Source organism: Bradyrhizobium sp. USDA 4506 (genome assembly GCF_054058795.1).
In genome coordinates this window covers 8,198,255-8,213,347 of record NZ_JBSSBM010000002.1, presented here as the reverse complement: position 1 = coordinate 8,213,347, position 15,093 = coordinate 8,198,255, and the positions used below count along the sequence as shown (strand labels likewise).

The following is a 15,093-nucleotide window of genomic DNA, read 5'->3' as shown; positions in this document are numbered from 1 at the left end:
CCTGCCGATTTTTCAGCGACAAATGAATGGATAGGTAAGACCTACCACGCCCACAGGCATAGCCTTGTCGGATCAGACATCGCGAATCCCGGAGAGGTCAGTCATGGGCCAGATGCCGTTGCTCGACGCCTATCAGCTGTCCGAGCGCTACAGCCGCGACCGCGGCCGCGTCTTCCTCACCGGCACGCAAGCGATCGTCCGCATCGTGCTCGACCAGGCGCGGCGCGACCGCGCTGCCGGCCTCAACACCGCGGGCTTCATCTCCGGCTATCGCGGCTCGCCGCTCGGCGGCGTCGATCTCGAACTGTGGAAGATCGGCGAGCAGCTCAAGGACAGCCGCATCGAATTCCTGCCCGCGGTCAATGAGGACCTCGCGGCGACCGCCGTACTCGGCTCGCAGCAGGTCGAGACGCAAAGAGATCGCGAGGTCGATGGCGTGTTCGCCCTTTGGTACGGCAAGGGCCCCGGCGTCGACCGTTCCGGCGATGCGCTGAAGCACGGCAATGCCTATGGCTCCTCGCCGCGTGGCGGCGTGCTCGTCGTCGCCGGCGACGACCATGGCTGCGTGTCGTCCTCGATGCCGCATCAGTCCGACGTCGCCTTCATGAGCTGGTTCATGCCGACGCTGCATCCGGCCGATGTCGGCGAATATCTCGCATTCGGCGAGTATGGGTACGCGCTGAGCCGGTTCTCCGGCATGTGGGTCGGCTTCAAGGCGATCTCGGAGATCGTGGAGTCCGGCGCCTCGGTCGAGCTGCGGCCGCCGCGCCGTTTCGTGCAACCGGATTTCGTGCCGCCGCCCGGCGGCCTGCATTATCGCTGGCCGGATCTGCCGGGCCCGCAGATCGAGGAACGGCTGGAGGCGAAGAAGCACGCGGTCTACGCCTTCGCGAAAGCCAATCCGATCGATCGCCACATCTACGACATCAAGGATGCGAGCTACGGCATCGTCACCACGGGCAAGGCGCATCTCGATCTGATGGAAGCGCTGCGGCTGGTCGGCCTCGACGAGGCGGCGTGCCGCCGCTTCGGCATCGACATCTACAAGGTCGGCATGGTGTGGCCGCTGGCGCTGCACGATGCGATGGAGTTCGTGAAGGGCAAGCGCGAGATCCTCGTGGTCGAGGAGAAGCGCGGCATCATCGAGAGCCAGTTCAAGGAGTATTTCTACGACTATCCCGGCGCCAAGCCGGACCGGATGGTCGGCAAGCATGACGAGAGCGGCGCGCGGCTGATCTCCTGGACCGGCGAATTGTCGCCGCGCATGCTCGCCGACGTGCTGGCGCGCCGGCTCGACCCGATGTTTCCGGAATTGCAACTCGCTCGCCGCGTTGCCGCGCTGGTGCCGGAACAGGACCGCATGATCGCGGTGCCGGGCGCGACCCGTACGCCGTATTTCTGCTCGGGCTGCCCGCATAACACCTCGACGAAAGTGCCCGAGGGCTCCAAGGCGCTGGCCAGCATCGGCTGCCATTTCATGGCAAGCTGGATGGACCGCGAGACCTCGTCGCTGATCCAGATGGGCGGCGAAGGCGTCAACTGGGCGGCGTCATCGAAATTCACCGGCAACAGCCACGTCTTCCAGAATCTCGGCGAAGGCACCTACTATCACTCCGGCTCGATGGCGATCCGGCAGGCGATCTCTGCGAAAGCCAACATCACCTACAAGATCCTGTTCAATGACGCGGTGGCGATGACCGGCGGCCAGCCGGTCGACGGCCCGGTCAGCGTGCAGGCGATCGCGCACTCTGTCCGCGCCGAGGGCGTCGCGCGGATCGCGCTGGTCTCCGACGATCCCGCGCATTTCTCGCCGGCGGATCTGCCCGCCGGCGTCACCATCCATCCGCGCGAGGCGATGGATGCCGTGCAGCGCGAGCTGCGCGCAATTCCCGGCGTCACCGTGCTGATCTATCAGCAGACCTGCGCCACCGAGAAGCGGCGGCGGCGCAAGCGCGGCACGATCGAGGATCCCGCGCGCTTTGCCTACATCAACGACCTCGTCTGCGAGGGCTGCGGCGACTGCTCGGTGGAATCCAACTGCCTCAGCGTCGAGCCGAAGGAAACGCCGTTCGGCCGCAGGCGCCGGATCAACCTCTCAACCTGCAACAAGGACTTTTCCTGCCTCAACGGCTTCTGCCCGAGTTTTGTCACGATCGAGGGCGGCAAGCGGCGGGCGAAGAGCGCGAGCGCGATCGATCCGCTGACGCGTGCAGCCGCGCTGCCGGCGCCGGAGCTTGCGGGACTGGAGCGGCCCTATGATCTCCTTGTCACCGGCGTCGGCGGCACCGGCGTCATCACGGTCGGCGCATTGATCGCAATGGCCGCGCATCTCGAGGGCCACGGGGTCTCTGTGCTCGACTTCACCGGTTTTGCGCAGAAGTTCGGCCCCGTGCTGAGCTATCTACGGCTGGCGGTTACGCCCGACGCGCTGCATCAGGTGCGGATCGACCAGGGCGCGGCCGACGCGCTGATCGGTTGCGACCTCGTGGTGAGCTCGTCGGCAAAAGCATCCGGCACCTATCGCAAGGGAATGCGCGCCGCGGTCAATATCGCCGAGATGCCGACCGGCGACGTGGTGCGCTTCCGCGATGCCGACCTCGCCTCGCCGGTTCGCTTGCGCGCGATCGAGCGGGTGATCGGGTCGGGCAACCTCACCATGATCGACGCCAACGCGCTGGCCGAGCGGCTGCTCGGCGACAGCGTCTTTGCCAACATCATGATGCTCGGCTTCGCCTGGCAGCAGGACCTGGTGCCGGTCTCGCTGGAGGCGCTGACGCGCGCGATCGAATTGAACGGCGTCGCCATCGAGCTCAACAGGCAGGCGCTGGCCTGGGGCCGGATCGCCTTCGCCGATCCGGAGTTTTTGCCGAAGGCCGACGGTGCTGCGGCCGATGTACCGGAGACGCTGGAGCAGGTGATCGCGCGCCGCGCGGATTTCCTTCGTGACTATCAGGACGAGGCCTATGCCGCGCGCTATCGGGCGACAATCGACCGCGTGCGTCGCGCCGAGGCCGCGCTGGGCAGCGAGACCTTGACCGACGCCGTGGCGCGGTCGCTGTTCAAGCTGATGGCGTATAAGGACGAATACGAAGTGGCGCGGCTGCATATGCAGAGCGGCTTCCTCGACGAGCTCAGCCAGGAATTCGACGGCGACTTCACGGTGCAATATCACCTTGCGCCGCCGTTCCTGCCAGCGCGGCGCGATGCACGGGGACGGCCGAGGAAGCGCGCGTTCGGACAGTGGATCCAGACGCCGCTGCGGTTGCTCGCGAGCCTGAAAGGGCTGCGCGGCACACCCTTCGACCTGTTCGGCTACGCCGCGGAGCGCCGCACCGAGCGCGAGCTGATTACCTGGTATGAGGCGCTGATCGAGACCATGCTCGGCAAGCTCGACAAGGCACGGCTGCCCGATCTCGTCGCGCTGGCAAAGGCGCCGATGGAGATCCGCGGCTATGGGTCGGTGAAGGACGCCGCGATCGAAAAGACCAGGGCGGAGGTTGCGCGGCTCACCGCGCGACTTGCCTCCGCCCCGTCAGACCAAGGCGACGGCTCAGGCCGCCGCGCGGCGCTTGGCGGGTGATATCAGGCCGACCACGACAGTCGCGAGCACCGCCACGACGATGTTGAGCAGCAACGCGCCGAGGCCGACATAGAAGCTGTAGCTGGCATCGCCGAGCGAGATGCTGGCGAGCGGCTTCAGCCCGTTGCTCCACGCCGTATACGTGCCCCAGCCGATGCCGACCGCCCAGCCGAGCAGCAGCCCTTCGGCGCGGAACCAGACGGTGAACAGCCCGAACACCAGCGCCGGCAGCGTCTGCACGATCCAGAGGCCGCCGAGCAGTTGCAGGTCGAGCGCATATTGCGTCGGCAGGAACAAGATGAAGGCGAGCGCACCGACCTTGACCACCAGCGATGTGATCTTCGCCACCGACGCCTCACCGGCGTGCGAGATGTCCGGGTTGACGTAGGACTTCCAGACATTGCGCGTGAACAGGTTGGCGGCGCCGATGCTCATCACCGCCGCCGGCACCAGCGCGCCGATCGCGATCGCCGAGAACGCAAAGCCCGCGAACCATTCCGGGAACAGCGTCTTGAACAGCATCGGCACCACGTCGTTCGGCGAAGTCACCTTGATGCCGGCGGCATAGGCCATGTAGCCGAGCAGCGCGATCAGGCCGAGCAAGAGCGTATAGGCCGGCAGCAGGATCGCATTCTTGCGGATGGTATCCGCCGACTTCGAGGCGAAGATGCCGGTCAGCGTGTGCGGATACATGAAGGCGGCGAGCGCCGAGCCCAGCGCCAGCGTCGCATAGGGCAGATACTGTCCGGGCTTCAACGTCAGGCCGGTGGCGCCGCCCTTCGCCGTGAAGGCGTCGTTGGCGGCCGAGAACACCGCGCCGTAGCCGCCGAGCTTCGCGGGCACCACGACCACGGCGGCCAGCACCACGATGTAGATCATGATGTCCTTGACGAAGGCGATCAGCGCCGGCGCGCGCAGGCCGGAGCTATAGGTATAGAGCGCGAGGATCACGAAGGCGGCGATGATCGGCAGTTCGCCGGATAGCCCCATCGCCTTGATCACGACCTCCATGCCGATCAGCTGCAACGCGATGTAGGGCATGGTCGCGACCAGGCCGGTCAGCGCCACCGCGAGCTCGAGCGCGCGCGAGCCATAGGCGCCGTGGACGACATCGGCGGCGGTGACGTAGCCGTTCGCATGCGCCTTCTTCCACAGCACCGGCATGACAGCGAATACGAAGGGATAGACGATGATGGTGTAGGGCAGCGCGAAGAAGCCGTAGGCGCCGACCGCGTAGACCAGCGCTGGCACCGCGATCACGGTGTAGGCGGTGTAGAAATCGCCGCCGACCAGGAACCAGGTGATCCAGGTGCCGAACTGGCGACCGCCGAGGCCCCATTCGTCGAGATGCTCGCTGACCGGGCCGGATTTCCAGCGCGCCGCGAAGAAGCCCATCACGGTGACGAGCGCGAAGAAGAAGATGAAGACGGAGAGCGCCACCCAGGCGATGTGATCGGTCATGGCTGTCCCCTCACCGCGGCTCGTCGGTATCGGGCCGGCGGCTGCGATAGACCAGCCAGATCAAGAGCGAGGAGATCGGCACCCAGGCGAGCTGGTACCAGTAGAAGAAGGGAAAGCCGAACAGCGACGGCTCGACGAAATTATAGAACGGCACCCACAGCAAGCCGATGAACGGCAGCAGCAACAGAATCCACATGGCCTACTCTTTGACGCAAGACACAGCTCAAGGCGGCAGGTTCCGCTGATCATGGCAACGATCCAGGAACCGGTCCGTTGCGTCTAGAATCACGGTTACGGCAATGCGACGCAAAAAGATGTGATCGTCACCTGGCGCATGCCGCCTATTCGGCCTTGATGCCGGCGTCCTTTGTCACCTTGCGCCAGCGCGCTTCCTCGCCGGCAAAGTAGCGGTCGAGCTCGGCCGGCGGTGAGGCCACCATCACGAGGCCCTCATTGACGCTGAGCTTCTTGAAGGCCTCCGCCTGCACGGCCTTTGCCGCCGATCTGTTGAGGCGATCGATGATGTCGGGCGGCGTATTCGCCGGCGCGTAGAGGCCGTACCAGGATTCGGCGACATAGCCGGAGGCGCCGGCTTCCGACACCGTCGGCAATTGCGGGAACGCGGCCGAGCGCTCAGCGGACGTCACTCCGATCGCGCGCAGCTGCCCGGCCTCGACCAGCGAGGCGCAGCTTGCCACCGTGGTGAACATTACCTGGATCTGGCCACCCAAGAGGTCGGTGATGGCAGGCGCCGCGCCCTTGTAGGGAACGGTGGTGAGATTGACCCCGGCCATGTGCTTGAACAGTTCGCCGGCGAGATGCGCCGAGGTGCCGGTGCCATAGGTGCCGTAGGACAGCTTTTGCGGATCGGCCTTCGCGGCCGCGATCAGATCGGCAATCGACTTGATCGGCGAAGCGGGATTGACCACAACGACGTTGAAGGAGCGCGCCACCAGCGCCACGGGCGCAAAATCCTTGTGCGCATCATAAGGCAGCTTGCTGTAAAGGCTCGGATTGACCGCGTTGGCGAAGGTCGCCATCAGCAGCGTGTAGCCGTCGGCTCGGCTCGTCGCGACGCTCTGCGTGCCGATGATGGTGCCGGCCCCCGGCTTGTTCTCGATGATGACGGTGACGCCGAGATCCTTCTGCATCTCCTGCGCCAGCGTCCGCGCGACGACATCGGTGCCGCCGCCCGGCGCGAACGGCACCACGATCTTGACGATGTGATCGGGATAGGCGGCGCGCGCCGGCAGTTGCAGCAGCAGGTTTGCTGCGAGCGCGAACAGGAGTGATGCGAGAAGACGAAGCGGCATGGCAAGCTCCGGCGGCAGACGCTGCCGTCTTCATACACGCGAACGCCATGCAAGGGATGCCGGGCCGTCATGACGCGCCGAAAAAGCTCTGCTAGTCCCGTCATCTGGGGTGGCGCGACGGGCCGCGAGCTTTCGGATGTCTGACTCACCGGTCGTGCAACACACACACTGTCGTCCCGGCGCAGGCCGGGATCCATAACCACAGCTGGTCATGGTTGCGCGACGGTGGAACGACGGATCCCGTTCACGACACAAGCCGCGGCGTATGGGTCCCGGCCTTCGCCGGGACGACGAACAGAGAGAGACGAACAGAGAGAAATGCGGCCAGCTCCATCACCGGAGCGCGGAGGCCGCTCAGTGCAAGCGTGCCCACCCTGCACACCGCCCATCACGAATACGGATTGATCAGCTTCTGCTGCTCGGTGGCGTGATGGACCAGCAGGTCGATGAAGGTGCGGACCTTCGCCGAGAGATGATGGCGATGCGGATAGACAGCATTCATGGTGAGCTCGACCGGCCGGTATTCGGGCAGCAGGCGGACCAGTTGTCCCGACTCCAGCTCGTCGCGAACCAGGAAGCCGGCCGCGAGGAAGACGCCGACGCCGGCCAGCGCCGCGAGCTTCAGGGTTTCGCCGCTGTTGGAGATCAGATTTCCGGAGACGCGCACCGCAGCCGGCGTGCCCTTGCGGTCGGCGAAGCGCCACTCGTCGCCATAGGGATAGTTGGCGTGGCGCATGCAGTTGCGCGCGGAGAGGTCGGCCAGCAGCGTTGGCTTGCCGTGCTGTTTGATATAGCCGTGCGAGCAGCACAGCACGTGGCGCCAGGTCGCGATGGTGCGCACGATCAGGCTGGAGTCCGGCGGCGGCACCATGCGCACGGCGAGATCGTAGTTCTCGTCGATCAGATCGGCACTGCGCTCGCCGATCGTGAGATCGACCTTGACCTCGGGATAGGTGGCGAGGAACTCGGCCACCGCGGGCGACAGGAACTGGACGAGATGGGTGTTGGTGAAGATGCGCAGGGTGCCGCGCGGCACCGATTGCTGGGCGCCCGCGATGTCGTCGGCCTGCTCGATGTCGGCGAGGATCTGGACGCAGCGGTCGTAATAGGCCTGGCCGACCTCGGTGAGGCTGACCTTGCGCGTGGTGCGGTTGAGCAGCCGGGCGCCGAGCCGGTCCTCCAGCGACTGCACGTGGTTGCTCACCATGGTGGTGGACATGTTGAGCTTGCGGCCGGCCGCGGAAAAGCCGCCGGTGTCCACAACCCGGACGAAGGCGGTCAGGCTGGTCAGGCGATCCATGCGGCAAGGTCCGGATTATCAGCGCTGGCTTGATAATGCTTCCAGATTTATCGGGATTATCACAGCGGGAAGGACATTGCATCTAAGGGGGCGTACTGGGCGCCCTTTCTGGAAGGACGCGAATGTTCGACCCGGAGGATGCCATGTCGACCACTACTTATGTCCCTGAACAAGCAACAAAAATCGGCCTCCGCCCGTCGCGGAAAGCGGTCAAGCGGGTGGCGCTCGGGCTCGCCGCGATCATCGGCGTCGCCGTGGCAGCCGACTTTGGTTACGACTACGTCACCACCGGCCGCTACCTCGAAACCACCGACGACGCCTATGTGAAGGCGGACTCCACGATCATCGCCCCGAAGGTCTCGGGCTACATCGCCAAGGTGCTGGTCACCGACAACCAGCCGGTGAAGGCCGGCCAGCTGCTGGCCGAGATCGACGACCGCGATTACCGCACCGCGCTCGGTCAGGCCAAGGCGGATGTCGACGCCGCCACAGCCTCGGTGCGCAACCTCGATGCCCAGCTCGAACTGCAGCAGCCGATCATCGACCAGAGCACGGCCGACGTCACCGCCGCCGAGGCCAACCTGAAATTCGCGCAGGAGGAGCAGACCCGCTACGACGGGCTGATGAAGTCCGGCTCCGGCACCATTCAGCGTGCGCAACAGACCGACGCGGCGCTGCGCGCCAACACCGCGCAATTGCAGCACGCGAAGTCGGCGCTGTCGGCGGCCCAGCGCAAGGTCGACGTGCTGACCACGCAGCGCGCCCAGGCCGCAGCGCAGGTGGACCGCGCTCGCGCGGTCGAGCAGCAGGCCGAGCTCAACCTGTCCTACGCCCGGATCACCGCGCCGGTCGACGGCACGGTCGGCGCCCGCACGCTGCGCGTCGGGCAATATGTGCAGGCCGGCACCCAGCTGATGGCGGTGGTGCCGCTGGACGCGGTCTATGTGATCGCCAATTTCAAGGAGACGCAGCTGACCCATGTGCGCAACGGCCAGCCGGTCGAGCTCACGGTCGACAGTTTTCGCGGCACCACGCTGAAGGGTCATGTCGACAGCCTGTCGCCGGCCAGCGGCCTCGAATTCGCGCTGCTGCCGCCCGACAACGCCACCGGCAATTTCACCAAGATCGTACAGCGCGTGCCGGTGAAGATCGTGCTCGACGATCACAGCCTAACCGGCCTCTTGCGCCCCGGCATGTCGGCGATCCCGACCGTCAACACCAAGGCGACGGTGCTGGCCGAGCGCGAGGAGAAGCGGCGGCTGGCATCGGCGACGCGGGCGAACGGCGGATAGAGACTACGGTCAACGATAAGAGTGCGAACTTTCTTCGCCTCTCCCGCCTGCGGGGGAGGCCGACGTGCGCGTAGCGCACGGCGGGTGGGGGCTCTCTCCACGACACTACTCGCGGAGAGAGCCCCCACCCCGCCCTCCCCCGCAAGCGGGAGAGGGAGCCTGACAGGCGTGCCCACCTCACGAACTGACGGCTGGCAGATGAAGGATCTGCGTCGCGCGTCGTAACAGCGCCCGATTATCAACCGCGACAGAACAATCCTTCCAGTCTTTCCCGGATTATCGAAAGTGCCCGCCTAATACATCTTGCGTGTGTGAGCCAGAGAACACGCCGATGACCGCACTTCAGCCCACAGCCGACGCAGCGAACGCCGCCGCGCTCCCCGCCCCCGCAGCGCCGGCGGCGCCGGCGATCCCCACGAAAACCTGGATCGCGGTGATCGGGGCGACGCTCGGCGCGTTCATGGCCGTGCTCAATATCCAGATCGTCAACGCCTCGCTCGCCGATGTGCAAGGCGCGATCGGCGCCGGGATCGACGACGGCGGCTGGATCTCGACCTCCTATCTGATCGCCGAGATCGTGGTGATCCCGCTCTCCGGCTGGCTCGCGCAGGTGTTCTCGGTGCGCATCTATCTGCTCACCAATGCGTTCCTGTTCCTGGTGTTCTCGGCGGCGTGCGCGCTGGCGCAGGACCTGCCGCAGATGATCGCGCTGCGCGCGGTGCAAGGCTTCACCGGCGGCGTGCTGATCCCGATGGCATTCACGCTGATCATCACGCTGCTGCCGAAGGCCAAGCAGCCGATCGGGCTCGCGCTGTTCGCCCTGTCGGCGACGTTCGCGCCGGCGATCGGCCCGACCATCGGCGGCTACCTCACCGAGAACTGGGGCTGGCAGTACATCTTCTATGTCAATCTGGTGCCGGGCGCCGTGATGATCGCGATGCTCTACGTCTCGCTCGATCCGAGCCCGATGAAGCCGTCTCTGATCCGCCAGGGCGACTGGCTCGGCATCATCACCATGGCGATCGGCCTCGCCGCGCTGCAGACCGTGCTGGAGGAAGGCAACAAGGACGACTGGTTCGGCTCGCCCTTCATCGTCCGCCTGTCGGTGATCGCCGCCGTCGCGCTGGCCGCCTTCCTGATGGTCGAGTTCACCGTCGAGAAGCCGCTGCTCAATTTGCGCCTGCTCGCCCGCCGCAATTTCGGCTTCGGCATGCTGGCCAACTTCCTGCTTGGCATCGCGCTGTACGGCTCGGTGTTCATCCTGCCGCAGTACCTGTCGCGCATCCAGGGCTACAATGCCGAGCAGATCGGCATGGTGCTGGCCTGGACCGGGCTGCCGCAGCTCGTGCTGATCCCGCTGGTGCCGCGGCTGATGCAGCGCTTCGACCCCCGCATCATCATCGGCGTCGGCTTCGCGCTGTTCGCCGGCTCCAACTTCATGAACATCTTCATGACCAACGACTACGCCACCGACCAGCTGTTCTGGCCCAACATCGTCCGCGCCATCGGCCAGGCGCTGGTGATGGCGCCGCTGTCGGCGGTTGCGACCGCGGGCATCGAGCTGGAGAACGCGGGCTCGGCCTCCGCGCTGTTCAACATGATGCGCAACCTCGGCGGCGCGGTCGGCATCGCCGTGCTGCAGACGCTGCTGACCAAGCGCGAGCAATATCACTCCAACGTACTGATGCAGTCGGTCTCGCTGCTGGAACAGGCCACGCGCAACCGGATTGAGCAGCTGACGCAGTATTTCATGAACCACGGCGTCGCCGACCAGGCCGCGGCCGCCCACCGCGCAATCGCGGCGATCGGCAAGGTCGTGCAGAAGCAGGCCTACATCCTCGCCTTCAGTGATACCTTCTACCTGCTCGGCGTCGCGCTGATCATCGCACTCGCGGCGACACTCTTCCTGAAGAAGCCGGGCCAGCTCGCTGGCGGCGGTGCGCACTAACCCAAGCCACAACCACGGAGAACGACCATGAAGCCCCGCATGAACTTCTACCAGGCCGCACCCGAGACCATCAAAGCGCTGGTCGCAGTCGAAAACCAGATCGCTGCGAGCGGCCTCGAGCAATCGCTGATCGAGCTGGTCAAGACCCGCGCCTCGCAGATCAACGGCTGCGCCTACTGCATCAACATGCACACCGAGGATGCCCGCAAGCACGGCGAGACCGAGCAGCGGCTCTATTTGCTCAACGCCTGGCGCGAATCGCCGCTCTACAGCGAGCGCGAGCGCGCGGCACTGGCCTGGACCGAAGCGTTGACGCTGGTGTCAGAGACGCATGCGCCGGACGCCGACTATGAAGCCGTGCGCGCCCAATTCTCGGACAGCGAGCTGGTCAACCTGACCACGCTGATCGGCGCGATCAACGCCTGGAACCGGATCGCCATCGGCTTCCGCGCGGTGCATCCGGTGAAGGCGAAGGCGGCGGCGTGAGCAGCGCGGACGATCCATCCCCGTCATCCTGAGGAGCCTGCGCAGCAGGCGTCTCGAAGGATGCACGGCCACAGACGGGCCGTCGACCCTTCGAGGGCCGCTGAAGAAGCGGCCACCTCAGGGTGACGGTGCCAAGGCGATGCGCAGACCGTAGGGTGGGTTAGCCGAAGACGTAACCCACCATTCTCTCCGCGGTGAGCAAAGTCGGTGGGTTACGCTGCGCTAACCCACCCTAGGCAGTGTCAAACCGCCGTCGCGCGGGCGAACTCGACGTAGATCTCGCGCAGGCGGTCGGTGATCGGGCCGACCTTGCCGCCTCCGACCTTCTTGCCGTCGATCGCGACCACGCCCTGCACGAAGACGGAAGCGCTGGTGATGAAGGCTTCCTTGGCAGCGAGCGCTTCCTCGATCGTGAAGGCGCGCTCCTCGATGCGCAGCTGGCGTTCCTCGGCGAGCTTGACCACCGCCTTGCGGGTGCAGCCGGGCAGGATCTCGTTGCCGTTCTGCCGGGTCACGATGACATCGTCCTGGGTGACGATGAAGGACGAGGACGAGCCGCCCTCGGTGACCTTGCCGTCCTCGATCATCCAGGCTTCGCCGGCGCCGGCCGCGGCGGCCGCCTGCTTGGCCAGCACCTGCGCCAGCAGCGCCACGCTCTTGATGTCGCGCCGCTCCCAGCGAATGTCGGGCACCGTGATGACGTTGATGCCGGTCTTGGCCGAGGGCGCGTTGATGATGTCCTTTTCCGAGGTGAACATCACGAGCGTCGGCTTGACGTCGGCCTTCGGGAAGGCGAAGTCGCGGCCCTTGTCGGCGCCGCGGGTGACCTCGAGATAGACCATGCCGTTGACGAGGTCGTTGCGCGCAACCAACTCCTTCTGGATCTCCTCGATCCGCTCCAGCGTCTCCGGCAGCGCGAGCTGGATCTCGCCGACCGAACGCTTGAGCCGCGCCAGATGCGAGGCGTTGTCGATCAGCTTGCCCTCGAGCACCGCCGCCACCTCGTAGATGCCGTCGGCGAACAGGAATCCGCGGTCGAAGACCGAGACCTTGGCCTCCGAATGCGGCACGAACGAGCCGTTGACGTAAGCGATCTTTTCCACGCGAGTTCTCCTGCGGACGAAGGGGGTTTCAGGCCTTCGTATACGCAAATTGTTAACGGGGGAAAACCCTGTAGCCGCCGTCATTCCGGGGCGATGCGCAGCACCGAACCCGGAATCTCGAGATTCCCCGTACGCAATTGCGCACCTGCGGTCTGGTCCCTCGGACCATCCCGGAATGACAGCCAGGCCCTCCACGTCATTGCGAGCGAAGCGAAGCAATCCATAGCGCCGCCTACGCGGATGGATGGATTGCTTCGTCGCTTCAGCGCAAATTGCCTTGCAATTTGCGAGCTCCTCGCAATGACGGAGGGGCGTCCGGCGCTCCCCGGCCTCAGTGCTGCAGGATCTTCGACAGGAACTTCTGCGCGCGGTCGCTGCGCGGCGTGCCGAAGAAGTCGGCCTTCTTGGCGTCCTCGACGATCTCGCCACGGTCCATGAAGATGACGCGGTCGGCGACCTTGTTGGCAAAGCCCATTTCGTGGGTCACGACCATCATGGTCATGCCCTCGCGGGCGAGGTCGACCATCACGTCGAGCACCTCGCTGATCATTTCCGGGTCGAGCGCCGAGGTCGGCTCGTCGAACAGCATCGCGATCGGGTCCATCGCCAGCGCGCGGGCGATCGCGACGCGCTGCTGCTGGCCGCCGGACAGCTCGGCGGGAAACTTCTTGGCATGATCCTTCAGCCCGACGCGCTCCAGAAGCTTCATGCCCTTGGCGGTGGCGTCCTCAGACTTGCGGCCGAGCACCTTCTCCTGTGCGAGGCGGAGATTGTCGATGATGCGCAGATGCGGAAACAGCTCGAAGTGCTGAAACACCATGCCGACGCGCGAGCGCAGCTTCGGCAGGTCGGTCTTGGGATCGTTGACCTTGACGCCGTCGAGCGTGATGTCGCCGCCCTGGATCGGCTCCAGCGCGTTGACGCATTTGATCAGGGTCGACTTGCCCGAGCCGGACGGGCCGCAGACCACCACCACCTCGCCCTTGGCGACGCTGGTGGTGCAGTCCTTCAGCACCTGGAAGCTCGGCCCGTACCATTTGTTGACGTGGTTGATCTCGATCATGATGGCTCAGCTTTTTTGTTTAGGCATGACCTTGTCGGAAAACCGGTTCCCACTTTTCCGGGTCATGCCTCAGCGAACGATGGCAATGCGCGCCTGCAGGCGGCGAACGCCGTAGGACGCGATACAGGAAATGACGAAGTAGACCAGCGCGGCGAACAGATACATTTCGACCAGGCGGCCGTCGCGCTGCGCGACCTTGCTGGCGGCGCCGAGGAAATCCGGGATCGACAGCACGTAGACCAGCGAGGTGTCCTGGAACAGCACGATGGTCTGCGTCAGCAGCACCGGCAGCATGTTGCGGAACGCCTGCGGCAGCACGACGTAGCGCATCGACTGCGCGTAGGTCAGGCCGAGCGCGCTGGCCGCAGCCGGCTGGCCCTTCGAGATCGACTGGATGCCGGCGCGCATGATCTCGGAGAAATACGCCGCCTCGAACGCAATAAAGGTGATCAGCGAGGAGGCGAAGGCGCCGACCGTGATCGGCCGCGACGCGCCGGTCAGCCACTGCCCGATATACGGCACCAGGAAGTAGAACCAGAAGATCACCAGCACCAGCGGCAGCGAGCGGATGAAGTCGACATAGAAGCCCGCGATGCGCCCGAGCACCTTGTAGCTCGACAGCCGCATCAGGGCGATCAGGGTGCCGAACACCAGGCCGCCGAACGCTGCGAGCGCGGTCAAGGTCAGCGTGAAGCGCATGCCCTCCAGGAACAGGTAGGGCAGCGAGCGGCGGATGACGTCGAAATCGAAACTGCCGATCATCGTCATTTGCCCGTGATGTAGCCGGGGATCGCGACATAGCGCTCGAGGAAGCGCATCGCGGTCACCACGACGAAATTGAGGAGCAGGTAGAGCACGGTTGCCGCCGTGAACGCCTCGAACACCTGGAACGAGAACTCCTGCATCGAGCGGGCCTGGCCGGTCAGTTCGATCAGGCCGATGGTGATGGCGACCGCGCTGTTCTTGATGGTGTTGAGGAATTCGGAGGTCAGCGGCGGCAGGATGATGCGGAATGCCATCGGCAGCAGCACGTAGCGATAGGTCTGCACCGTGGTGAGGCCGAGCGCGGTCGAGGCCTGCTTCTGCCCGCGCGGCAGCGAGGTGATGCCGGCCTGCAATTGCACGGCGACGCGCGCCGACATGAAGAAGCCGACGCCGATCGCGGCGGTCCAGAACGGCGCATTCGGCAGTTGCTTCAGCCACAGCCCGGCCGACCGCGGCAACAATTCGGGCAGCACGAAGAACCACAGGAACAGCTGCACCAAGAGCGGCATGTTGCGGAAGAACTCGACCCAGCAGAAGCCGATCCACGACGCGGTCCGCGACGGCAGCGTGCGCAGCACGCCGATCACCGAGCCGGACACCAGCGCGATGATCCAGGCCAGCACCGACACCTTGACGGTGACCACCAGCCCCGACAGCAACAGGTCGAGATAGGTGCCGGTCCCCATCGGGTTCGGCTCAAGGAAGATGTGCCAGTTCCAATTGTAGTTCACAGGTCCCCCACGCGGCCGTGCCGGTCACGGCATTACGCCGGCATCGCGCGC

General features: G+C 65.4%; 12 protein-coding genes. 4 read left to right on the top strand and 8 right to left on the bottom strand.

The genetic code is table 11. From position 1 onward, the window contains the following. Nucleotides 1–103: 103 nt before the first annotated feature. Nucleotides 104–3,580, top strand: a complete 3,477-nt coding sequence (locus ACVIHF_RS40820) for an indolepyruvate ferredoxin oxidoreductase family protein (protein ID WP_456793721.1) — start codon at nucleotides 104–106, stop codon at nucleotides 3,578–3,580. Here ACVIHF_RS40820 and mctP read toward each other — a convergent pair. The 4 genes from mctP to ACVIHF_RS40800 all read right to left on the bottom strand — a co-directional run bounded on the left by mctP (nucleotide 3,551) and on the right by ACVIHF_RS40800 (nucleotide 7,654). Next, on the bottom strand, nucleotides 3,551–5,041 hold the full coding sequence (mctP, locus tag ACVIHF_RS40815; RefSeq protein WP_076827599.1) for a monocarboxylate uptake permease MctP: 1,491 nt from the start codon (nucleotides 5,039–5,041) through the stop codon (nucleotides 3,551–3,553). The two genes, ACVIHF_RS40820 and mctP, sit on opposite strands and share 30 nt — an antisense overlap. Nucleotides 5,042–5,051: 10 nt before the next feature. Continuing rightward, nucleotides 5,052–5,237, bottom strand: a complete 186-nt coding sequence (locus ACVIHF_RS40810) for a DUF3311 domain-containing protein (protein ID WP_057015470.1) — start codon at nucleotides 5,235–5,237, stop codon at nucleotides 5,052–5,054. 145 nt (nucleotides 5,238–5,382) lie between these two features. Beyond that, nucleotides 5,383–6,354 carry a tripartite tricarboxylate transporter substrate binding protein gene (locus ACVIHF_RS40805; protein WP_253604353.1) on the bottom strand — a complete coding sequence of 324 codons (972 nt, stop codon included), beginning with the start codon at nucleotides 6,352–6,354 and terminating at the stop codon, nucleotides 5,383–5,385. Nucleotides 6,355–6,742: 388 nt separating this feature from the next. Next, nucleotides 6,743–7,654, bottom strand: coding sequence for a LysR family transcriptional regulator (locus ACVIHF_RS40800; protein ID WP_456793720.1), 912 nt, complete (start codon nucleotides 7,652–7,654; stop codon nucleotides 6,743–6,745). Nucleotides 7,655–7,797: 143 nt separating this feature from the next. On the opposite strand from ACVIHF_RS40800, the gene ACVIHF_RS40795 reads away from it, so the two are divergent. From ACVIHF_RS40795 to ACVIHF_RS40785, 3 genes are all read left to right on the top strand, one after another. Further along, nucleotides 7,798–8,946: an HlyD family secretion protein gene (locus ACVIHF_RS40795; protein ID WP_456793719.1), complete on the top strand. Its 1,149-nt coding sequence runs from the start codon at nucleotides 7,798–7,800 to the stop codon at nucleotides 8,944–8,946. A 331-nt stretch (nucleotides 8,947–9,277) separates the two neighbouring features. Further along, on the top strand, nucleotides 9,278–10,894 hold the full coding sequence (locus tag ACVIHF_RS40790; RefSeq protein ID WP_310883301.1) for an MDR family MFS transporter: 1,617 nt from the start codon (nucleotides 9,278–9,280) through the stop codon (nucleotides 10,892–10,894). Between the two features lie 27 nt (nucleotides 10,895–10,921). After that, nucleotides 10,922–11,380, top strand: coding sequence for a carboxymuconolactone decarboxylase family protein (locus ACVIHF_RS40785; RefSeq protein WP_057015474.1), 459 nt, complete (start codon nucleotides 10,922–10,924; stop codon nucleotides 11,378–11,380). A 242-nt stretch (nucleotides 11,381–11,622) separates the two neighbouring features. Here the strand turns inward: ACVIHF_RS40785 and ACVIHF_RS40780 are convergent, their stop codons facing one another. From ACVIHF_RS40780 to ACVIHF_RS40765, 4 genes are all read right to left on the bottom strand, one after another. Next, nucleotides 11,623–12,483 carry a D-amino-acid transaminase gene (locus ACVIHF_RS40780; protein ID WP_028332971.1) on the bottom strand — a complete coding sequence of 287 codons (861 nt, stop codon included), beginning with the start codon at nucleotides 12,481–12,483 and terminating at the stop codon, nucleotides 11,623–11,625. Nucleotides 12,484–12,814: 331 nt separating this feature from the next. Then, on the bottom strand, nucleotides 12,815–13,546 hold the full coding sequence (locus tag ACVIHF_RS40775) for an amino acid ABC transporter ATP-binding protein (RefSeq protein WP_057015476.1): 732 nt from the start codon (nucleotides 13,544–13,546) through the stop codon (nucleotides 12,815–12,817). A gap of 69 nt (nucleotides 13,547–13,615) precedes the next feature. Continuing rightward, entirely contained in the window at nucleotides 13,616–14,308 is a 693-nt protein-coding gene (locus ACVIHF_RS40770; RefSeq protein WP_225162205.1) for an amino acid ABC transporter permease, read from the bottom strand. A gap of 2 nt (nucleotides 14,309–14,310) precedes the next feature. Then, nucleotides 14,311–15,042, bottom strand: coding sequence for an amino acid ABC transporter permease (locus tag ACVIHF_RS40765; RefSeq protein ID WP_050385176.1), 732 nt, complete (start codon nucleotides 15,040–15,042; stop codon nucleotides 14,311–14,313). Between the last annotated feature and the right edge of the window lie 51 nt (nucleotides 15,043–15,093).